Annotated in this window: 19 protein-coding genes and 1 pseudogene; 11 read left to right on the top strand and 9 right to left on the bottom strand. The window is 75.3% G+C overall.

Features of this window, described 5'->3' with window-relative positions:
• Positions 1-207: 207 nt before the first annotated feature.
• The 3 genes from modA to ACGBYP_RS10140 all read left to right on the top strand — a co-directional run bounded on the left by modA (position 208) and on the right by ACGBYP_RS10140 (position 2,934).
• On the top strand, positions 208-1,017 hold the full coding sequence (gene modA / locus ACGBYP_RS10150; RefSeq protein WP_411583614.1) for a molybdate ABC transporter substrate-binding protein: 810 nt from the start codon (positions 208-210) through the stop codon (positions 1,015-1,017).
• On the top strand, positions 1,014-1,820 hold the full coding sequence (locus ACGBYP_RS10145; protein ID WP_411583612.1) for an ABC transporter permease: 807 nt from the start codon (positions 1,014-1,016) through the stop codon (positions 1,818-1,820). The genes modA and ACGBYP_RS10145 overlap by 4 nt, the downstream gene beginning before the upstream one ends.
• Before the next feature lie 64 nt (positions 1,821-1,884).
• Positions 1,885-2,934, top strand: coding sequence for an ABC transporter ATP-binding protein (locus ACGBYP_RS10140; protein WP_411583610.1), 1,050 nt, complete (start codon positions 1,885-1,887; stop codon positions 2,932-2,934).
• On the opposite strand, the pseudogene ACGBYP_RS10135 reads toward ACGBYP_RS10140, so the two are convergent.
• Positions 2,922-3,515 (bottom strand): annotated as a pseudogene (locus ACGBYP_RS10135) (NAD(P)H-dependent oxidoreductase). The gene ACGBYP_RS10140 and the pseudogene ACGBYP_RS10135 overlap by 13 nt on opposite strands.
• Before the next feature lie 53 nt (positions 3,516-3,568).
• Here ACGBYP_RS10135 and ACGBYP_RS10130 point away from each other — a divergent pair.
• The 3 genes from ACGBYP_RS10130 to ACGBYP_RS10120 all read left to right on the top strand — a co-directional run bounded on the left by ACGBYP_RS10130 (position 3,569) and on the right by ACGBYP_RS10120 (position 6,274).
• Positions 3,569-4,141, top strand: a complete 573-nt coding sequence (locus ACGBYP_RS10130) for an NTP transferase domain-containing protein (protein ID WP_411583608.1) — start codon at positions 3,569-3,571, stop codon at positions 4,139-4,141.
• A gap of 18 nt (positions 4,142-4,159) precedes the next feature.
• Positions 4,160-4,579 (top strand): molybdenum cofactor biosynthesis protein MoaE, encoded by a 420-nt coding sequence (locus ACGBYP_RS10125; RefSeq protein ID WP_269174332.1) that lies wholly within the window; start codon positions 4,160-4,162, stop codon positions 4,577-4,579.
• 102 nt (positions 4,580-4,681) lie between these two features.
• Positions 4,682-6,274, top strand: coding sequence for a SpoIIE family protein phosphatase (locus ACGBYP_RS10120; protein ID WP_411583606.1), 1,593 nt, complete (start codon positions 4,682-4,684; stop codon positions 6,272-6,274).
• On the opposite strand, the gene ACGBYP_RS10115 is transcribed toward ACGBYP_RS10120, so the two are convergent.
• The 4 genes from ACGBYP_RS10115 to ACGBYP_RS10100 all read right to left on the bottom strand — a co-directional run bounded on the left by ACGBYP_RS10115 (position 6,271) and on the right by ACGBYP_RS10100 (position 9,026).
• A complete protein-coding gene (locus ACGBYP_RS10115) occupies positions 6,271-6,474 on the bottom strand; it encodes a hypothetical protein (protein WP_411583604.1) in 204 nt (67 codons plus the stop codon). The genes ACGBYP_RS10120 and ACGBYP_RS10115 overlap by 4 nt on opposite strands.
• A gap of 10 nt (positions 6,475-6,484) precedes the next feature.
• Positions 6,485-6,727 carry a MoaD/ThiS family protein gene (locus ACGBYP_RS10110; RefSeq protein WP_411583602.1) on the bottom strand — a complete coding sequence of 81 codons (243 nt, stop codon included), beginning with the start codon at positions 6,725-6,727 and terminating at the stop codon, positions 6,485-6,487.
• A gap of 3 nt (positions 6,728-6,730) precedes the next feature.
• On the bottom strand, positions 6,731-7,789 hold the full coding sequence (moaA, locus tag ACGBYP_RS10105; protein ID WP_411583601.1) for a GTP 3',8-cyclase MoaA: 1,059 nt from the start codon (positions 7,787-7,789) through the stop codon (positions 6,731-6,733).
• A 364-nt stretch (positions 7,790-8,153) separates the two neighbouring features.
• Entirely contained in the window at positions 8,154-9,026 is an 873-nt protein-coding gene (locus tag ACGBYP_RS10100; RefSeq protein WP_411583599.1) for a hypothetical protein, read from the bottom strand.
• Between the two features lie 379 nt (positions 9,027-9,405).
• On the opposite strand from ACGBYP_RS10100, the gene ACGBYP_RS10095 reads away from it, so the two are divergent.
• From ACGBYP_RS10095 to ACGBYP_RS10080, 4 genes are all read left to right on the top strand, one after another.
• Positions 9,406-10,623 carry an MFS transporter gene (locus tag ACGBYP_RS10095; RefSeq protein WP_411583597.1) on the top strand — a complete coding sequence of 406 codons (1,218 nt, stop codon included), beginning with the start codon at positions 9,406-9,408 and terminating at the stop codon, positions 10,621-10,623.
• Complete coding sequence (gene eis / locus ACGBYP_RS10090; RefSeq protein WP_411583595.1) at positions 10,620-11,792, top strand: enhanced intracellular survival protein Eis; 1,173 nt, start codon at positions 10,620-10,622, stop codon at positions 11,790-11,792. The genes ACGBYP_RS10095 and eis overlap by 4 nt, the downstream gene beginning before the upstream one ends.
• Positions 11,793-11,871: 79 nt before the next feature.
• A complete protein-coding gene (locus ACGBYP_RS10085) occupies positions 11,872-13,479 on the top strand; it encodes a peptide chain release factor 3 (protein WP_411583593.1) in 1,608 nt (535 codons plus the stop codon).
• 173 nt (positions 13,480-13,652) lie between these two features.
• Positions 13,653-14,492 carry an aldo/keto reductase gene (locus ACGBYP_RS10080; RefSeq protein WP_411583591.1) on the top strand — a complete coding sequence of 280 codons (840 nt, stop codon included), beginning with the start codon at positions 13,653-13,655 and terminating at the stop codon, positions 14,490-14,492.
• 109 nt (positions 14,493-14,601) lie between these two features.
• On the opposite strand, the gene ACGBYP_RS10075 is transcribed toward ACGBYP_RS10080, so the two are convergent.
• A complete protein-coding gene (locus ACGBYP_RS10075; protein ID WP_411583589.1) occupies positions 14,602-15,411 on the bottom strand; it encodes a DUF3097 domain-containing protein in 810 nt (269 codons plus the stop codon).
• Positions 15,412-15,688: 277 nt separating this feature from the next.
• On the opposite strand from ACGBYP_RS10075, the gene ACGBYP_RS10070 reads away from it, so the two are divergent.
• On the top strand, positions 15,689-16,636 hold the full coding sequence (locus ACGBYP_RS10070) for a PRC and DUF2382 domain-containing protein (RefSeq protein ID WP_411583587.1): 948 nt from the start codon (positions 15,689-15,691) through the stop codon (positions 16,634-16,636).
• A gap of 73 nt (positions 16,637-16,709) precedes the next feature.
• On the opposite strand, the gene ppk2 is transcribed toward ACGBYP_RS10070, so the two are convergent.
• From ppk2 to ACGBYP_RS10055, 3 genes are all read right to left on the bottom strand, one after another.
• Complete coding sequence (ppk2, locus tag ACGBYP_RS10065) at positions 16,710-17,699, bottom strand: polyphosphate kinase 2 (protein ID WP_411583585.1); 990 nt, start codon at positions 17,697-17,699, stop codon at positions 16,710-16,712.
• Positions 17,700-17,809: 110 nt separating this feature from the next.
• Complete coding sequence (locus ACGBYP_RS10060; RefSeq protein ID WP_411583583.1) at positions 17,810-18,967, bottom strand: glycosyltransferase; 1,158 nt, start codon at positions 18,965-18,967, stop codon at positions 17,810-17,812.
• Positions 18,957-19,898 (bottom strand): lysophospholipid acyltransferase family protein, encoded by a 942-nt coding sequence (locus ACGBYP_RS10055; RefSeq protein WP_411583581.1) that lies wholly within the window; start codon positions 19,896-19,898, stop codon positions 18,957-18,959. The genes ACGBYP_RS10060 and ACGBYP_RS10055 overlap by 11 nt, the downstream gene beginning before the upstream one ends.
• Positions 19,899-20,019: the final 121 nt, after the last annotated feature.

The raw sequence follows: 20,019 nt of genomic DNA, 5'->3' as shown, positions 1-20,019 counted from the left end.
GCTCCTCCTGAGCGACCGGCACGACGGTGTGACCGGCGGCACGGCCACGCTAGGCCCGACGGGTGCGCGGGGGCAATGGCCGATGTCCTGGCCCTCGGCAGTCCGGCCCGAACGGGCGCAGGACTTCGCAGCTGCGGACGATCGGCCGTAGCATCTCCGCACCTGCGGATGCACTGCTCCTCGGGTCACGCACCCCTGGGAGATGTCATGCCGAACCGGTCCCTGCTGGCCGCCGCCGCGGCGGTGGTCCTCGGGGTGAGCGCCTGCGGCGGCTCCGCGGCCGACACGACCGCCCCGTCGTCCGACGGCGGCGACCTGGACGGCACGCTCACCGTGTTCGCCGCCGCCTCGCTCACCGACGTCTTCACGGCCCTCGGCGACCAGCTGGAGGAGCAGCACCCGCAGCTCGACGTCCGGTTCAGCTTCGCGGGCAGCTCGGCGCTGGCCACCCAGCTCGGCCAGGGTGCCCCGGCCGACGTGTTCGCCGCTGCCGACGAGGCCCAGATGGCGCGCGTGCAGGACGCCGGCCTGGTCGAGGAACCCGCGGTGTTCGCGGAGAACCGGCTGGTGCTCGTCGTCCCACCGGCCGACCCCGCCGGCCTGCGCCTGCCCAAGGGCGTGGCCGGCGCCCCGTCGCTGGCCGACGTCCTCACCTCCGACGTGACCCTCGCCGTCTGCGCCGAGGAGGTGCCCTGCGGCGCCGCGGCCGCGGCGGTGCTCGCCGCCGCCGGGTCGCCGGCCACGCCGGACACCTACGAGGAGGACGTCCGCGCCGTCCTGACCAAGGTCGAGCTCGGCGAGGTCGACGCCGGCCTGGTCTACGTCTCCGACGCCGCGGCGGCCGGTGACCAGGTCGTGGCCCTCGGCTTCCGGGAGGCCGAGCAGGCGGTCAACCGCTACCCGGTCGCCGTCCTGACCGACGCCCCGAACCCCGACGCGGCCCGGGCCTTCAGCGAGCTGGTGCGCTCCCCGGCCGGTCAGCGTGCGCTGCACGACGCCGGCTTCCCCACCTCGTGAGCCGCCGGCGCCGCGACGGCGGTGTCCCGGCGCCGCTGCTGGTCCCGGCGCTGCTGGCGGTCGCCTTCCTGGTGCTGCCGCTGGCCGGGCTGGTCGTGCGCGCGCCGTGGTCGCAGATCGGCCCGCAGCTGGCCCGCCCCGGCGTGGGCGAGGCGCTGCGGCTGTCGCTGGTGTCGGCGACGCTGGCCACCGCGGTCTCGCTGCTGCTCGGCGTCCCGCTGGCCTGGGTGCTGGCCCGCTCGACGTTGCGCGGCCGGTCGGTGCTGCGCGCGCTGGTCACCGTGCCGCTGGTGCTGCCGCCGGTGGTGGGCGGTGTGGCGCTGTTCCTGGTGCTGGGCCGGCAGGGGATCGTCGGGCGGTGGCTGTTCGAGGCGACCGGCTTCTCGCTGCCCTTCACCACCGCCGCGGTCGTGGTCGCGGAGACCTTCGTGGCCATGCCGTTCCTGGTGATCAGCGTGGAGGGCGCGCTGCGTGCCGCCGACGCCCGCTTCGAGGACGCCGCCGCCACCCTGGGTGCTGACCGGTGGACGACGTTCCGCCGGGTCACCCTGCCGCTGGTCGCCCCGGGGATCGCGGCCGGCGCGGTGCTCTGCTGGGCGCGGGCGCTGGGCGAGTTCGGCGCCACGATCACCTTCGCCGGCAACTTCCCCGGCACGACGCAGACGATGCCGCTGGCTGTCTACCTGGCGCTGCAGCGCGACCCGGAGGCGGCGATCGTGCTCAGCCTGGTGCTGCTGGCGGTCTCGCTGGCCACCCTGCTGCTCCTCCGCGGCCGCTGGCTGGGCCGCTCGGTGGCCGCATGACCCGCGGTCATGGAGTCCCAGCGGTCCGTTCCTGGCGCCCGGGGACTCCATCGGGGGTGGCCGCATGAGCCTGCAGGCGCGGATCGTCGTCCGGCGGGGGGCGCTGGAGGTCGACGTCGAGATCGCGGTGGCCGACGGCGAGGTGCTGGCCGTGCTCGGGCCCAACGGCGCGGGCAAGTCCACCGTCCTGCGGGTGCTCGCCGGGCTGCTGCCGTCCGACGGCAGCCGGGTGGTCGTGGACGGCGACCAGGTGTGGCAGGACGCCGACGTCGCGCTGCCCCCGCACCGGCGGCCGATCGGCATGGTCTTCCAGGACCACCTGCTCTTCCCGCACCTGTCGGTCACCGAGAACGTCGCGTTCGGGCCGCGGTCCCGCGGGGTGCCGAAGGCCGCGGCCCGCGCGGCAGCGACGGCCTGGCTCGACCGCGTCGGGCTCGCCGGGCTGGGCGACCGGCGGCCCGGGCAGCTGTCGGGTGGGCAGGCGCAGCGGGCGGCGCTGGCGCGGGCACTGGTGGGCGAGCCGCGGGTGCTCCTGCTCGACGAGCCGCTGTCCGCGCTGGACGCGCGCACCCGGCTGAGCGTGCGGGCCGAGCTGCACCGGCACCTCACCGACTACGCCGGCAGCGCGGTGCTGGTCACCCACGACCCGGTCGACGCGATGGCGCTGGCCACCCGGGTCGTGGTGGTCGAGGACGGCCGGGTGGTGCAGAGCGGCACCCCGGCCGAGGTCGCCCGCCGCCCGCGCACCGACTACGTGGCCCGGTTGGTCGGCCTGGTGCTGCTCGCCGGCACGGGTACGGGGACGACGGTCGCGCTGGACGGCGGCGGCGCGGTCGCGGTGGCCGAGGAGGTGCGCGGGCCGGTGTTCGTCGCCGTCCGGCCGGAGTCGGTGGCGCTGTACCTGGCGCGCCCGGCCGGCAGCCCGCGCAACGTCTGGCCGCTCACGCTGGTGTCGGCCACCCCGCACGGGTCGGTGGTGCGCTGCGACCTGGCCGGGGAGGTGGCGCTGACCGCCGACGTCACCGCCACCTCCTTCGCCGAGCTCGGGCTGGCGCCGGGCGCCGCGGTGTGGGCGTCGGTCAAGGCCTCGGAGGTCGCCGTCTACCCGCGCTGACCGATGGCGGCGGCGATCGCCGCGGCCGCGGCGTCGACGTCCCGGGCGAGCGCGGCCTGGTCGCCGGACTCGGACTCGTGCACGTAGGCGGTGACGCCGCGCGGCATGCCGCAGTAGTCGAGCAGGCCGTGGTGCACCTGGGTGCTCAGCGCGTCGGTGTAGCCGTGCCGGGCGAAGGACCCCTCCGACGTGCCCGACAGCGCCAGCAGGTGGGTGGTCAACCGCCCGAGCCGCGGGACGGTGCGGTCGGCGTCGTCGACGTCGAAGGCCCAGCCGGCCACGAAGACCCGGTCGACCCAGCCCTTGAGCAGCGCCGGCATCGATCACCACCAGACCGGGAACACCAGGACCAGGTCGGTCGCCCGGTCCAGCCGCTCCTGCTCGGCGGTGACGGCCGGGTCGGGCTCCCCGCGCCCCAGGTAGCGCTCGCGGTCGGTGGCGGTGAAGCGCGGGTCGAAGCCCTCCTGCGCGAGGTGGGCGACCTCCCAGGTGCCGGCGGGCAGCAGCTCGGCCACCCGCCGGGCGGCGACGTGGGTGAGCGAGCCGGGGTCGGGGTGCGCGGTCACGATCAGGGTGCCCATGGCCGCCATGGTGCCCACCGCACCGTCGGGCGGCGGGATGGCAGGGTGGCGGGATGACCTCCGACGCACCCGTGGCCGGCCTGGTCCTCGCCGCCGGGGGCGGCCGCCGGTACGGCATGCCCAAGGCGCTGGTCGAGCACGAGGGCAGCCTGCTGGTCGAGCGGGCGGTGCGGACGGCGGCGGCGGTGTGCGACCCGGTGCTCGTCGTCCTGGGCGCCCGGGCGGTCGACGTCTGGCGCACCGCGGACCTCACCGGTGCGACCGTGCTGGCCAACGCCGACTGGGAGACCGGGATGGCCTCCAGCCTGCGCACCGGGCTCGACGGGCTGCGCGGGTGGCCCGGTCGGGTCGACTCCGTGCTCGTGCAGCTGGTCGACATGCCCGGCATGACCCCGGCGGCCCTGGCCCGGGTCGCCGCGCACGCGGCACCCGACGCCCTGGCGGTGGCCACCTACGACGGCGTCCGCAGCCACCCGGTGCTGCTGGGCCGCGACCACTGGGCCGGGGTGGCCGCGACCGCCACCGGTGACGAGGGCGCCCGCGCGTACCTGGCCGCGCACGAGGTGACCGAGGTCGACTGCACCGGCCTGGCCGACCCCACCGACCTCGACGTCCCGCCCGCCTGACCGCGTACCTTCGCCGCCGTGGACACGCTGCTGGCCCGGGTCACCGAGGAACCGCTGTCGGTCGCCGAGCACGAGGCCGCCGTCGAGCGCGCGGCCGCCGGCGCGGTGGTCTCCTTCTCCGGGGTCGTGCGCGACCACGACGGCGGCCGGTCGGTCACCGAGCTCGAGTACACCGGGCACCCGACGGCGCCGGCGCTGATCGCCGAGATCGCCGCCGAGTTCGCCGCCCGCCCCGATGTGCACGCGGTCGCCGTCTCGCACCGCATCGGGCTGCTGGCCATCGGTGACGTGGCGCTGGCCTGCGCGGTGAGCGCGTCGCACCGCGGGCAGGCCTTCGCCGCCTGCGCGGAGCTGGTCGACGAGGTCAAGGCCCGGCTGCCGATCTGGAAGCGGCAGGTCTTCTCCGACGGCCAGGAGGAGTGGGTCGCCTGCCCGTGAGGGCCGTCTCGTCCGCCGTGGCTTGCTCCGGCTGGTCACCTGTGGATGACTGACGGGGCGGGCCGCCGCGCACAGCCCGGCGGTCGAGCGGACGGGGGACGGGTGGACGAGCAGGACGGCGCCGTGCCCTTCGTCGAGTCGCTGCCGGTCGGGTACCTCGCGATCGACGGCGACTGGCGGATCACCTACGTCAACGGGGCCGCCGAGCGGGTGCTCGGCCAGGCCCGGGCGGAGCTGGTCGGCTGCTCGGTGTGGGAGGCCTACCCCGACAACGAGCGCAACGCGTTCGGCCGGGCGTACCGCGAGGTGACCCGCACGGGGCAGCCGCAGTCGGTGGAGGCCTGGTACCCCCACCCGTTCGACCGGTGGTTCCGGGTGGAGGTCGTGCCCGACGGCGCCGGCATCGCGCTGTTCTTCACCGACGTCACCGACCGGCGCGCCGCCCAGGAACGGCTGGCGCTGCTGGCCCGGGTCACCGCGGCGCTGGTGAGCAGCATGGACGACGGCCGCGCCGTGGCCCGCCTGCCGCAGCTGCTGGTGCCGGCGCTCGGTGACTGGTGCGTGCTCACGGTCGTCGACGCCGACGGCCGCCCGGTCGACGTCGGCTGGTGGCACGCCGACCCCGACCGCCGGGACCTCGTCGCGCGCTACGCCGCCGTCCGGCTGCCGGCGATGCCCGCGACCTCCCCGGTGCTCCGGTCGCTGCTGGGGGAGACCGTCGTCTGCCGGGCCGAGGACGTACGGGGCATGCTCGGGCCGGGCCGGGCCCGCGACCTGCTGGCCGCGCTCGACCCCGGCACCGGCATGACGATCCCGCTGCGCGGCCGCGACCGGGTGCTGGGCGTGCTGACGCTCTGCTTCGACCAGGGGCGCGAGACCGCCGACGCCGACCTGCTCGTCTCCCGCCAGGTCGCCGACCGCATCGGGCTGGCGCTGGACAACGCCCGGCTGTTCCGCCAGCAGCGCCAGCTCGCCGAGGAGCTGCAGCGCAGCCTGCTCACCCGCCCGGCGCAGCACGAGAGCGCGCAGATCGCCGTCCGGTACGCCCCGGCGGCCGAGGCCGCCCGGATCGGCGGCGACTGGTACGACGCCTTCCGGCAGCCCTCGGGCGCGCTGATGCTGGTCATCGGCGACGTCGTCGGCCACGACACCGCCGCCGCGGCCGCGATGGGCCAGCTGCGGGCGCTGCTGCGCGGGATCGCCACCTACAGCGACGCCGGCCCGGTCGAGGTGCTGCGCGGGCTGGACGCCTCGATGGCCCAGCTCGCGCTGGGCACCTACGCCACCGCCGCGGTGGCCCGGTTCGAGCAGACCACCGAGGAGGCCGCCCGGGGCGTGACCCGGATGCGGTGGACCAACGCCGGGCACCTGCCGCCGCTGGTCGTCCACCCCGACGGCACGCTGGCCGACCCCGCCGCCTGGCACGGCGAGCTGCTGCTGGGGGTCGACCCCGGCGTGGTGCGCACCGAGAAGGTCATGACACTGGCCGCGGGGTCGACGGTGCTGCTCTACACCGACGGGCTCGTCGAGCGCCGGGACGGCGACCTGGACGAGGGGATGGAACGGCTGCGCCAGGCCGCCACCGAGCTGGCCGGCACCTCGCTGGACGAGTTGTGCGACCAGCTCATCGACCGGCTGGTCGACGGCCGCCCCGAGGACGACGTCGCGCTGGTCGCCGTCCGGCTGCGTTCCTAGCGGGCCCCGGCCAGCCCGTCGTCGCCGTTGCGGCGGGCGCGCTCCTCGGCCTCGGCCCGCGCCTCGTCGGCCTCGCCCTCGAGCCGGCGTGCCTCGCCGTCCATGGTGGCCGCGGCGTCGCCGTGGGACTCCCCGTAGACCTGCTCCGCCCGGCCGAGCAGCTCCTCGGCCTTGGCCTTCGCCTTGTCGAACACGCTCATCGTGGGCTCCTCATCCGCCGGCGAAGGGGGGCAGGACGTCCACCACCGAGCCGGGCGAGAGCACCAACGCGCGGTCGCGGGTGCTGGTTCCGTCGACGAGGAAGGAGCAGGCGGTGAGCACCTTCTCCAGCCGCTCGCCGTGGGCGTCGACGATCTGGCCGACCAGCTCGTCGAGCGAGCCGGCCTCACGGGTCTCGGTGTCGACGCCCACCGCGGCGCGGGCCCCGGCGAAGTACCGGACGGTGACGCTCACGGCTCAGCCCCCGATCGCGGACATCGGACGGGACGGCTGCAGGAAGCTCGGGTCGTCGATGCCGTGCCCGGGCAGCTTGGTCAGGGTGGCGATCCGCCAGCGGTCGGCGATCTCGGCGTCGGTGGCGCCCTCGCGCAGCGCCGTCCGCAGGTCGGACTCGTCGCGGGCGAACAGGCAGTTGCGGATCTGGCCGTCGGCGGTGAGCCGGGTGCGGTCGCAGGCGCCGCAGAACGACCGGGTCACCGAGGCGATGATCCCGACGGTCAGGCCGGTGCCGTCGACCAGCCAGCGCTCGGCCGGGGCGGCACCGCGCTCCTCGACGTCGGGCACCAGGGTGTGCGTGGCGGTCAGCTTCGCCAGGATGTCCTCGGCGGTGACCATCTCGCCGCGGGTCCAGGCGTGGTGGGCGTCCAGCGGCATCTGCTCGATGAAGCGCAGCTCGTAGCCGTGCTCGAGGCAGTACTCCAGCAGCGGGACGGCGTCGTCCTCGTTGATCCCGCGCAGCAGCACCGTGTTGATCTTCACCGGGGTGAGGCCGGCGTCCTTGGCCGCCTTGAGGCCGGCGAGGACGTCGGGCAGCCGGTCGCGGTGCGTGAGCTGCGCGAACCGCTCGCGGTCCAGGGTGTCCAGGCTGACGTTGATCCGGTCCAGCCCCGCGGCGGCCAGCGCCGGCGCCATCCGGGACAGGCCGACGGCGTTGGTGGTGAGGCTCACCTCGGGGCGCGGCAGCAGCGCTGTCGTGGCGGCCACGATGCCGGGCAGGCCCGGGCGCAGCAGCGGCTCGCCACCGGTGAACCGGACCTCGCGGATGCCCAGCTGCTCGACGCCGATCCGGACCAGCCGGACGACCTCCTCGTCGGTGAGCTGCTCGACCTTGGGCAGCCACTGGAGCCCCTCGGGGGGCATGCAGTAGGTGCAGCGCAGGTTGCACCGGTCGGTGAGGGAGACCCGCAGGTCGGTCGCCGTCCGGCCGTGCCGGTCGACCAGCCCGCCGGTGCCCGCGCTGCCGGGGACGACCTGCGGGCGCAGCCGCGGGTCCGGGAGCGGGCTGGAGGTCGTCACGCCCCGAATGTAGTGCGCCCACGGGCGCAGGGTCGGGTGACGGCTCGTGGAGTGGCGCACCGGACCCCGCAGACCGATCCTGTGCCGACACACCGGGCCTGCCCCGCCAGCGGAGGCGGCAGCGGTCCTGCCAGCGAGAGGGGCCGAGCCCGTGCCTCGAACCACCGGGGCGGAGGTCGTGGTCTGCCTGCGGTGCGGCCACGGCTACCCGGCCCACGCACCCGTCTGCTCGACCCCGGCCCCGGACGACACGTGGTGCGGCTGCCGGGGCTTCCGCTGGGTCGACCCCGCGGCCGCGGGTGACCGCTACGGCCACCGGCCGGTCCGGCACCCCTGAGCCCCCGGGGCGCCGGACCGCGCGCGGTCAGCCGATCGGCACCGGGTTCGTCGGGTCCGGCGGCACGGGCAGCGAGCCCTGCACGCGGTTGCGGGCCTGGCAGTCGCTGGTGCAGTTGGTCGCCCCGGCCGACAGCTCGATCGCGTCCTCGCCGAGCACGCCGCCCATGCGGCCGCCCGAGGTCACCGACCAGCGGGTGGTGGTGGCGGTCTGGGCCAGCTTGGTGGCCACCTGGGGGCTGTCCTTGCCCAGCAGCATCTGGTGCGTGGCGTCGGCGTCCACGCCGTCGCCGAAGTTCACCTTCCCGGTGAACTCGTTGACGAAGTAGAAGAGGCCCGCGCCCAGGGTGTGCACGAACTCGACCGGGGCGCCGAACTCCTGCTCCATCTGGAAGATGCCGCCCTGCGGGGCGTCCTTGGCCTGCACCTTCAGCTTGCCGGCGGCGGTGGAGAAGGTGACGACCAGGGTGTCGTCGCGCAGCCGGAGCTCGGCGATCCGGACGCCGGCGCGCTGGGCCGCGGTGAGCACCGGCACCTTGGAGGCGAAGACGACGGTCGGGGTGGTGGCCATCCGCTCCGGGCTCGCCGCACCGGTGAGGGTGTAGTCGTACACGCCCAGCGTGGTGGGGTCGATCCGGAAGGTGACGTTCCGGCCGGTGACGACGACCGGGCTGGTCGGCGCGACGCCGCTGACCCGGAAGTCGCGGCCGGCGGCCGGGTTGGAGGTGCGGCCGTTCACCGTGACGGTGAAGTCGCCGCTGACGGCGGCGCCGCCACCGCCGTCCTCGACCGTGCCGCCGTCGTCCCCGCCGCCCCTGGCCTGGGCGACGCCGGGGACGAGCAGGACGGCGGTGCCGAGCGCGAGCGCGGCGAGGAACCGTCGGGGGGTGCGAGCGGACACGGGCAGGCCTCCTGGATCGACATCACGCCGCGTGTGCAGCGCCTCACACATTGATCCATGAAGGTTCAAGGATGTCCAGCACCCCGCCGTGTCGCCGGCGGGTGTGCGGCCCTCCCGCTCGACGAGCATGCCGGCGGCCTGCCGGGCGTAGACGTCCAGCGACCCCGTCACCTGCCGGCCGACCAGGGGCAGGACAGGGTGTCGGGCACCTCGACCGGCTCGTCCGTGGCGGCCGCCTGCAGGCAGGGCCCTGACCCGCGGAGCGCTGCACCCGGTCGAGCTCGGCGGCCACCGGTGCGGTGCTACGTTCGGGCGGTCACCCGAGGGTCCGGCGGGCACCCCCGCACTCGCCCGTGGCCAGGAAGCGCGAGAAGCAGACTTGCCAGCCCGCACCGTCTTCGCCCCGTACGCCCGCCTCTTCGCCGTCCCGGGCACCCGGGCCTTCTCCTCCGCCGGGCTGCTGGCCCGCGTGCCGATGGCCACGGCCGGGCTGGGCACGGTCCTGCTCGTCGAGGGGCAGAGCGGCAGCTACGCCCTCGCCGGCGCGGTCGCCGGCACCAACACGCTGGCCTTCGCCGTCGGCAGCCCGCAGTGGGCGCGGGCGATGGACCGCCGCGGCCAGAGCGCGGTGGTGCGCACCACGGCCCTGCTCTCGCTGGCCGGCGGCCTGGCCTTCGTCGCCGCGGTGGTCACCGACGCGCCGCGCTGGACCTGGTTCGTCCTCGCGGTCGTCGCGGGCCTCTGCTCGGCCAACGTCGGGTCGGTGGTGCGCAGCCGCTGGGCCAACGCCCTGCCCGAGCCCGCGCAGCGGCAGACCGCGTTCGCCTTCGAGTCGGTGGCCGACGAGGTCGTCTTCGTGGTCGGCCCGCCGCTGGTCACGTTCCTCGCCGCGCTGGTCGCCCCTCCGCTGGGCTACCTCACCGGGCTGCTCCTGGGGGTCGCGGGCGCGCTCGTGCTCTCCCGGCTGGAGGCGACGGCCCCCGCCGTCGTCCCCCGGGTGGCCGGTCAGTCCCGGCCCGCGGTGCTGAGCCCCGGGCTGGTCGTCATCGCGGTCACCTACCTGGCCGTGGGCATCGTGTTCGGCGCGGTGGACGTCGTGGTCGTGGGCTTCGCCGAGGCGCAGGGCAGCCCGGCCACGGCCGGCGTCGCGCTCTCGGCCTACGCCGGCGGCAGCCTGGTCGCCGGGCTCGTCTACGGCATCGCCAGGCTGCCCGGGTCGCTGGTCACCCGGTTCCTGGGCACGGCGCTGCTGTTCGCCGTCGTGGCCCAGGCGCTGCACCTGGTGGGTTCGCTGCCGGCGCTGATCGGCATCGCGTTCCTCGCCGGCCTCACCATCGCCCCGGTGCTGGTCGCCGGGCTGTCGGTGGTCGAGTCCCGGGTGGCCCGCGCCTCGCTCACCGAGGCGCTGACCTGGACGACGACCGGCCTGACCGTCGGGGTCACCGCCGGCTCCTCGCTGGCCGGCGCGGCGGTCGACCACTGGGGAGCCGAGGCCGCCTTCGCCGTGCCCGCGCTGGGCGCCGCGGTCACCGGCCTGCTCGCCGTCGCCGCCTGGCTCGTCCTGCGCCGTCCGGCCCGCGCGGAGGTGTTGGCGTGACGCCGGTGGTGCGCGAGCTGACCCGCGACGAGCTCGTCCCGGCGTGGGAGATGGGTCGGCTGGCCTTCGGCGGCGCCGCGGAGCCGCCGCCGACAGCGGTGCGCCCGGTGCCCGGGGTGTCCCGGCTGGGCGCCTTCGACGGGCGCGGCCGGCTGGTCGGCAAGATCGTCGAGCTGCCGCACGAGCACTGGTGGGGCGGGCGCCGGGTGCCTGCGGCCGGGGTGAGCGGCGTCGCCGTGGCTCCCGAGAGCCGCGGCGGCGGGCTGGCCCGCACGATGCTGGCCGCGGTGCTCACCCAGGCCCGCGAGCGGGGTGCCGCGGTGAGCACGCTGTACCCGACCGTCTCGGCGGTCTACCGGTCCGCGGGCTGGGAGGTCGGCGGCATGCTCCGCTCGGCCGACCTGGACACCGCCTCGCTGCCCCGCCCGCGGGACGACGAGGGCGTGGAGCTGCGCCCCGGGGACGCCGACGACGCCCTGGCGGTCACCGACCTCTACGAGCGGCTGGCCCGCGAGCGCGACGGGCTGCTCACCCGGCGCGGCGGGTTCTTCGACGAGCCGCCGGTGCAGGCCCCCGACGCGGTCAGCCTGGCCTACGAGGACGGCGTCCTGACCGGTGCGCTCGTGCTCGAGCGGGGCCGCGGGTACGGGCCCGACGCCCGGCTCGACGTCCGGCAGCTGCTCGCGGTCACCCCGGCGGCGGCCCGCGCGCTGGTGGGCGTGCTGTCCGGCTGGCGCACCGTCGCCCGCACCGTCCGGGTGCCGCTGCTGGCCGGCGACGCCGTCTCGACCGTGCTGCCGCTGGAGCGGGTCACCGACCCCGGGACGACGGCGTGGATGCTGCGCCCGGTCGACGTGGTGCGGTCGGTCACCGCCCGCGGCTGGCCGGCGCACGTGCGCGGGCGCGTCGCGTTCGGCCTCACCGACGCCCTCGCGCCGTGGAACACCGGCAGCTGGGACCTGGAGATCGACGGTGGGCAGGGCACACTGGTGCCTGCGCGCCGCGAGCCGGACCTGGTGCTGGACGTGCGGGGCTTCGCCGTCCTGTACTGCGGGAGCACCACCGGGCGGGCCGTGGCGCAGGCCGGGCTGGCCGGCGGGCCGGGTGACCCGGCCGCGCTGGACCTGCTGGCCGGGGGCCAGGCCGCCCAGCTGCTCGACTACTTCTGATCGTGGGCATCCGCCGGAGCGCCGCGGCGTTGCACGATCGACAGGGACTGCCCGGCGGGAGCCGGGACGAGGGAGACGCATGACCACCACCCCATCGCCGAGCACCGTCGCGCCCGAGGTGCTCTCGCAGGCCGCGCGGCGGCGCACGTTCGCCGTCATCAGCCACCCGGACGCCGGCAAGTCGACACTGACCGAGGCGCTCGCGCTGCACGCCCGGGTGATCGGCTCGGCGGGCGCCGTGCACGGCAAGGCCGGCCGCCGCGGCACCGTGTCCGACTGGATGGACATGGAGAAGGCGCGCGGCATCTCGATCACCTCCGCCGCGCTGCAGTTCGAGTACCGCGACGCCGTGGTGAACCTGCTCGACACCCCCGGGCACGCCGACTTCTCCGAGGACACCTACCGGGTGCTGACCGCGGTCGACGCCGCGGTGATGCTCATCGACGCCGCCAAGGGCCTCGAGGCGCAGACCATGAAGCTGTTCGCGGTCTGCAAGCACCGCGGCATCCCGGTCGTCACCGTGGTCAACAAGTGGGACCGCCCGGGCAAGGACGCCCTGGAGCTGATGGACGAGGTCAGCGAGCGCACCGGCCTGGTGCCCACCCCGCTGACCTGGCCGGTCGGCATCTCCGGCGACTTCCGCGGCGTGCTGGACCGCCGCGACGGCACCTACCACCGCTTCACCCGCACCGCCGGCGGCGCCACCATCGCCCCCGAGGAGGTGCTCCCCGCCGCGGCGGCGCTGGCCCGCGAGGGTGACGCGTGGACCCAGGCGGTCGAGGAGTCCGAGCTGCTGGACGCCACCGAGGCCGACCACGACCAGGAGCGCTTCCTGGCGGGGGAGACCACGCCGGTCATCTTCGCCTCGGCGGTGTCGAACTTCGGCGTCGGTGCGCTGCTGGACATCCTGGTCGACCTGGCGCCCGCGCCCACCCCGCGGCCGGACGTCGAGGGCGCCGCCCGCCCGGTGGAGGCGCCGTTCAGCGCGTTCGTGTTCAAGGTGCAGTCGGGCATGGACGCCGCGCACCGCGACCGGCTGGCCTACATCCGGATCGCCTCCGGCGTCTTCGAGCGCGGCATGGTGGTCACCCACGCCACCACCGGCCGGCCCTTCGCCACCAAGTACGCCCAGCACGTGTTCGGCCGCGACCGGGAGAGCGTCGACGTGGCCTACCCCGGTGACGTCGTGGGCCTGGTCAACGCCAACGCGCTGCACGTCGGCGACACCCTCTACGCCGACGCCAAGGTCACCTACCCACCGCTGACCACCTTCGCCCCGGAGCACTTCGCGGTCGTGCGCGGCAAGGACACCGCCAAGTTCAAGCAGTTCCGCCGCGGCATCGGCCAGCTCAACTCCGAGGGCGTGGCGCAGGTGCTCCGGTCGGACCGCCGTGGGGACGCCGCGCCCGTGCTCGCCGTCGTCGGGCCGATGCAGTTCGAGGTCGCCGTCCACCGGATGGAGCAGGAGTTCGGGGCGCCGGTCACCATCGACCACCTGCCGTACACGATCGCCGTCCGCACCGACGCGGCGTCCGCGCCGGCCGTCGCCGCCGCCCGCGGCGTCGAGGTGCTCCAGCGTGAGGACGGCGAGCTGCTGGCGCTGTTCATGGACAAGTGGGACCTGCGCACGCTGCAGCAGCGCAACCCGGAGCTGACCCTCGAGCCGATGGTCGCCGCCCAGCTCTGACGGCGGCTGATGGAGTCCCCAGGGTGCGGTTCTGGCGCCTGGGGACTCCATCGGCGGGCGTGAGCTGGCTCGCGGGTAGCGGCGCGTCTGCCCGGGTAGGCCGACTGCAGGCCGGCGCCCCCGTGGTGGTGCGCGCCGCCGTGCCAGACGCAGTCGACAGGAAGAAGAGCTCCATGGCCACCGTGCCCACGATCACCCTGAACAACGGTGTCGAGATCCCCCAGCTGGGCTTCGGCGTGTACCAGGTCAAGCCCGAGGAGACCGCGCAGGCGGTGCAGACCGCTCTCGAGGTCGGCTACCGGCACATCGACACCGCCGAGATGTACGGCAACGAGAAGGGCGTCGGCGAGGGCATCCGCAACTCCGGCGTCCCGCGCGAGGAGGTCTTCATCACCTCCAAGCTCAACAACGGCTTCCACGCCCGCGACGCCGCGCTGAAGGCGTTCGACGGCACCATCGAGGCCCTCGGCTTCGACGACGTCGATCTGTTCCTCATCCACTGGCCGCTGCCGGGCATCGACGTCGACTACGTCGAGACCTGGAAGGCGATGGAGGAGATCTACCGCTCCGGCCGCGCCAAGGCGATCGGCGTCTCGAACTTCAACGCCCACCACCTGCGCAAGCTGTTCGGCGAGACCGAGATCCGCCCGGCGGTGAACCAGATCGAGGTCCACCCGTACCTGACCCAGGACGAGCTGCGCGCCTTCGACGCCGAGCACGAGATCGCCACCGAGGCCTGGTCGCCCATCGCCCAGGGCAAGGTGCTCGACGACCCGACGATCCTGCGGGTGGCCGAGCGGCACGGGAAGACCGCCTCGCAGGTCACGCTGCGCTGGCACGTCCAGCGCGGCGACATCGTGTTCCCGAAGTCGGTCACCCGCAGCCGGGTCGAGGAGAACTTCGCGATCTTCGACTTCGAGCTGACCGAGGACGACATGCGCGAGATCACGCTGCTCAACCGCAACGAGCGCACCGGCCCCGACCCGGACACGTTCAACTACATCCCCAGCTGAGAAAGGACCCCGCTGCCCCCCACGCTGAGCGAGCTCAGCGCGGGCCCCTGCAGCGGGGCCGTACAGCGGCCGTCGTCCTCACGGACGGCGGCCGCTGTCGTGTGCGGCGCTAGTCCTCGGTGACGAAGTCGATGAGCTCCTCGACGCGGCCGATGAGCACCGGCTCGAGGTCGGTCCACTGCGTCACCCGGGCCAGGACGCGCTGCGCCCAGACGTAGCCGGTGTCGTCCTCCCAGCCCAGCCGCCGGCAGACGCCGGTCTTCCAGTCCTCGCCCTTCGGCACGGTCGGCCACGCCCTGATCCCGACGACCGAGGGCTTGACCGCCTGCCAGATGTCGATGAACGGGTGGCCGACGACCAGCGCGTGCGCGCCGGTGACCTGCTCGGCGATCCGGGTCTCCTTGGAGCCGGTCACCAGGTGGTCGACGAGCACGCCCAGCCGGCGCCCCGGCGACGGCCGGAAGTCGCGGACGATGCCGGGCAGGTCGTCGACGCCGTGCAGCGGCTCCACGACCACGCCCTCGATCCGCAGGTCGTGACCCCAGACCTTCTCGACCAGCTCGGCGTCGTGCTTGCCCTCGACGTAGATGCGGCCCTGGCGGGCCACCCGGGCGCGGGCGCCGACGACGTAGGTCGACCCCGAGGCGCTGCGCTGCGGTCCGGAGAGGGTGTTGACCTTCGGCCGCACCAGCACGACCGGCCGCCCGTCCACCCAGAAGCCGGGCCCGAGCGGGTAGGCCCGCACCTTGCCGAACCGGTCCTCGAGGTGGACGACGTCCTTCTCGCACCGCACGACCGCGCCGACGAACCCGCTGCTGGGGTCCTCGACGACGAGGTCCTTCTCCGCCTCGACCTGCGGGGACGGCTTCTTCTGGGTGCGCGGGTGGACCAGGTCGTCGTACTGCGAACGGGGAGGCACGCCCCCATGCTCACGGCCGGCCGGCTCCCGATCTGGACGACACGCCCGGGAGGCGTCCGCCCGGCCGGTTCCACGGCGTGTCCGAGCGGGCCGGCGATCGGCGAGTCGCACGGCTGGCGGCTCGCTGACCAGCGCGGATGCTGGGAACGGGGGCCAGTGCCCGGGCGACACGCTCTAGCACGGCCTCGAGCGGATCGTGAACGGCCTGTTTCCGGGGGCCGCTGACGGGCACAGAGTCCCTCGAGCACGAACGTCCCCGAGCAGAGGAGCAGCCCCCATGATCGGCACTGACACGCTCGACCGCGTCATCGGCGCGAACGTCTACGACGCTGACGGCGACAAGATCGGCACCGCTTCCGAGGTGTTCCTGGACGACCAGTCCGGCAACCCCGAGTGGGTCACCGTGAAGACCGGCCTGTTCGGCACGAAGGAGACCTTCGTCCCGATCCGCGACGCGAACCTGACCGGCGACGGTCTGCGCGTCCCGGTGAGCAAGGAGGCCGTCAAGGACGCGCCGAAGATCGACCAGGACGGCCACCTGTCGCCCGAGGAGGAGAGCGCCCTCTACCGGCACTACAACCTCGGCGACGCGACGACCACCACGACGACGACGGACACCACGACGTCGAACACCTCCGGCTTCGCCGGCACCGCTGGCACCGCGGGCACGGCGGGCTTCGACACCGACCGCGACCGCACCACCGGCACCGCGGGCATGGGCACCGACACGAACCGCCACGGCACCGTCGGCCACGACACCTCGGGCCCGACCACGGACGACGCGATGACGCTGTCCGAGGAGCGCCTGAACGTCGGAACCCAGCGGGTCGAGGCCGGCCGTGCCCGGCTGCGCAAGTACGTCGTCACGGAGAACGTGAGCCAGACCGTCCCCGTGTCGCACGAGGAGGTCCGCATCCAGCGCGAGCCCATCACCGACGCCAACATGGGCAACGCCATGGACGGGCCGGCCATCTCCGAGGAGGAGCACGAGGTCGTCCTCCACGCCGAGCAGCCCGTGGTCGCCAAGGAGGCCGTGCCGGTCGAGCGCGTGCGCCTGGACACCGAGACGGTGACCGAGCAGCAGCAGGTCACCGACACGGTGCGCAAGGAGCAGGTCGACACCGACGGCATCGTCGGGAACAACACGACCACCGGTCGCACGAACGACGACCGCAGCCTGGCCGACAAGGCCAAGGACGCGCTCGGGCGGAACGACAACCGCTGACCCACCCCGCACCACGACAGCGCCCGCCCCGGTCGTCCGGGGCGGGCGCTGTGCTGTCCGGGGTCGGTCGGCCTCAGGCCTGGGCGGCCGGGAGCTCGTCGCCGGGCCGCGGCATGGCCACGGTGCCGACCTCCTCCTCGATCACGTCGGCGGCCGCGCCGACGATCAGCGGGTCGGGGACGCCGACGGCGTCGTGGTCCTTGCCCTCGTAGTCGAAGCGGGCCAGCACGTGCCGCAGCGCCGCCAGCCGGGCGCGCTTCTTGTCGTTGCTCTTGATCACCGTCCACGGGGCGAACTCGGTGTCGGTGTGCACGAACATCGCCTCCTTGGCCTCGGTGTAGGCGTCCCACTTGTCGAGGCTGGCGAGGTCGGTGGGGGAGAGCTTCCACTGCCGCACCGGGTCGATCTGGCGCACGATGAACCGGCTGCGCTGCTCGCCGCGGGTCACCGAGAACCAGAACTTGACCAGCTGGATGCCGCTGTCGACGAGCATCCGCTCGAACTCCGGCGCCTGGCGCATGAAGAGCAGGTACTCGTCGGCGGTGCAGTAGCCCATCACCCGCTCGACGCCGGCGCGGTTGTACCAGGAGCGGTCGAACATGACGATCTCGCCGGCGGCCGGCAGGTGCTGGACGTAGCGCTGGAAGTACCACTGGGTCTTCTCGCGCTCGTTGGGCTTGTCCAGGGCGATGGTCCGGGTGCCACGCGGGTTGAGGTGCTCGGTGAAGCGCTTGATGGTGCCGCCCTTGCCCGCGGCGTCGCGGCCCTCGAACACCACCACCAGCTTCTGGCCGGTGTCCTTGACCCAGCCCTGCAGCTTGAGCAGCTCGATCTGCAGCTTGCGCTTCTCGATCTCGTACTCGCGCCGGTGCATCCGCTCGCCGTACGGGTAGCCCTCGCGCCAGGTGTCGACCCGGTTGCCCTCGGGGTCGAAGAGCTCGCGGTCGTCGTCCCAGTCCTCGTCGGAGTTCTCGTCGGGCAGGGCGTTGAGCCGCCACCTCGACAGGTCGAGGACCGGGGACGGCGTGCCCTCGGGGACGCTGTGGCGCACGTGCTGGGTCACTGGGTCTCCGCGCGATGTGAAGGGGCTGTCGGGTGCGATCCTGCCTCGCCGCGGCCGCGGCCGCCTCCGCCTCGTCCACCCGGCCGCCGTGCCGGGGCGGCCGTGGCCGCTCAGGCGGGGGCGGCGGCGCGCAGCCGCTGCAGGTGGCCGATCAGCTCGTCGCCGACCCGGCCCCAGGTGCGACCCGCGACCGACGGCCGCGCCCGGGCGGCCGCGGCGGCGAGGGCCTCCCGGTCGTCGCGGAGCCCGGCGACCATCGCGGCCAGCACCTGGGGGTCGCTGCCGGCCCACAGCCAGCCGTTCCCGCGGTGCTGCACCAGGTCCAGCGGGCCACCCGAGGCGGCGACCACGGCGGGGACGCCGGCGGCGAGCGCCTCCTGGACCGCCTGGCAGAACGTCTCGTCGGCGCCGGGGTGGACGAACAGGTCGAGCGAGGCGACGACCGCGCCCAGCTCCGCCCCGCCGAGCTGGCCGAGGAACCGTGCCCGCGGCATCTCCCGGGCCAGCGCCCGCCGCTGCGGTCCGTCGCCGACCACCACCAGCCGCACCCCGGGCAGTTCGCTGAGCGGGGCCAGCAGCTCCAGCCGCTTCTCCACCGCGAGCCGGGCCACCACGCCCACCAGCAGCTCCCCGCCGGGAGCGAGTCCCGCGCGCAGCGCCTCGTCACGGTGGCAGGGGGCGAACTGGTCGAGGTCGACGCCGCGGGCCCACAGCGCGACCGGCCCGATGCCGTGGCGGGTGAGCAGGGCGGCGGTCGCCGAGGACGGCGCGAGGGTGAGGTCCGCCGTCCGGTGCACGGTGCGCAGGTACCGCCAGGCGGCCGCGGGGCCGCCGGGCAGCCGGTAGCGCTGCGCGAACGCGGCCAGGTCGGTCTGGAAGACCGCGACCGACGGGACGCCGAGCACCCGGGCGGCCCGGGCGGCGGCGAGGCCGAGGACGGCCGGGGAGGCCAGGTGGACGACGTCGGGCGCCAGGCCGCGCAGCACCTCGGTCAGGTCGCCGGCCGGGCGGGCGAGGATGAGCTGGCGGTACCGGGGCAGCCGCATCGACGGCACGGTGACCACGTCGATCCGCGCGCCGCAGCGGGACTCGTAGCTGCTGCCCGAGGGGGCGACCACCACCGGGTCGTGCCCGCGGACGGCGAGGTGGTCGACCAGCCGCAGCACGGAGTTGACCACGCCGTTGACCGCCGGCAGGAACGTCTCGGCGACCACGACCACCCGCAGGCCGGTGGTCAGCCCGGCCGGGAGCGACCCGTCATGCAGCACTCGCGGCTCCCCGGCGTCGGGCCCGCACCGGCGCCGGCACGCGGGGACGGCGCGGGTGCGCGGCGATCACCGGCGGGCGGGCCTCGGTGACGGCGGCGATCGCGTACTCGGCCAGCGCGGCGAGCTCGCGGCGGTCGGCGCCGGCCGGGTCGAGCGCGGGCAGCAGGTGCACCTCGACGACCAGCCCGCGGGCGGCCAGCACCCGGGACACGCTGCGCCGGAACGGCTCACCGGGCAGGTGCGCGGCGAGGGCGGTGCCGGCCCCGCCCTCGACCCGGTACCGGACGGCGACCGGGCAGACCGGGGCGCCGGCGTCCACGGCGGCCTGCAGGAAGGCCGGGCGGAACCGGCCCAGCTCCACGCCGCACGACGCCGTCCCCTCCGGGCGGACGCCCACCGACGTGCCACCGCGCAGCGCGGCGGTGACCGCGCCGACCGCGACCGGCAGGGTGCGCGGGCGGGCCGGGTCGACCGGCACCGCGCCGGCCCGGCGCAGCAGCCCGCCGAGCACCGGCCGGCGGACGAGGCCGGCGGTGACCACGGGCAGCCCCGGGACGACGGTGAGCAGCGCGAGGTCGTCGACCCAGGAGACGGCGTTGCCGACCACCAGCAGCCCGGGCGCCCGGCCGGGGCCGGTGCGCGGCCAGGCCACCGGGGAGGAGGTGACCTCGACCCGGACGCCGGCGGCGGTGAGCACGCGGGCGGCGCCGCAGGTGAGCAGCCGGCGGCGGCCGCGGGGGCCGGACAGTGGCGCGCGCAGCGAGGAGGCGGCCACGCCGGCCAGGGCGCGGGCCACGCGCAGCGCGCGGCGGCGGCGGGTGGCGGCGTCCACGGTGGGGCCGGGGTCGGCGGCACAAGCCGGCGTGCAGGGCGGGGCGGGCAGCGCCCCCGGCCGGGTCCTCGTCCGTGCCTGGGTCGGGGCAGTGGTCACGGCGACACCTCGGGTGTCGGGGAGCCCCTGGACGAGGCCCGGACGCTCCCCAGGCTCGGCCGGGGAGGTGTCCGCGGGGTGGCCTCCGCCTGGCGGGCCCCCGTCGGGACGGCGAATCCCC

The organism is Modestobacter sp. SSW1-42 (assembly GCF_046635825.1).
Classification (GTDB): Bacteria; Actinomycetota; Actinomycetes; order Mycobacteriales; family Geodermatophilaceae; genus Modestobacter.
The sequence above is the reverse complement of the archived record's forward strand: the minus strand, read 5'-3'. Positions and strand labels throughout refer to the sequence as shown.

Excerpts from the sequence above, each read along its gene's own strand:
- ACGBYP_RS10130 (WP_411583608.1), top strand. The coding sequence starts at position 3,569 with ATGACCTCCGACGCACCCGTGGCCGGCCTGGTCCTCGCCGCCGGGGGC.
- modA (WP_411583614.1), top strand. The coding sequence starts at position 208 with ATGCCGAACCGGTCCCTGCTGGCCGCCGCCGCGGCGGTGGTCCTCGGG.
- ACGBYP_RS10140 (WP_411583610.1), top strand. The coding sequence starts at position 1,885 with ATGAGCCTGCAGGCGCGGATCGTCGTCCGGCGGGGGGCGCTGGAGGTC.
- ACGBYP_RS10085 (WP_411583593.1), top strand. The coding sequence starts at position 11,872 with ATGACCACCACCCCATCGCCGAGCACCGTCGCGCCCGAGGTGCTCTCG.
- ACGBYP_RS10070 (WP_411583587.1), top strand. The coding sequence starts at position 15,689 with ATGATCGGCACTGACACGCTCGACCGCGTCATCGGCGCGAACGTCTAC.
- ACGBYP_RS10080 (WP_411583591.1), top strand. The coding sequence starts at position 13,653 with ATGGCCACCGTGCCCACGATCACCCTGAACAACGGTGTCGAGATCCCC.
- ACGBYP_RS10115 (WP_411583604.1), bottom strand. The coding sequence starts at position 6,474 with ATGAGCGTGTTCGACAAGGCGAAGGCCAAGGCCGAGGAGCTGCTCGGC.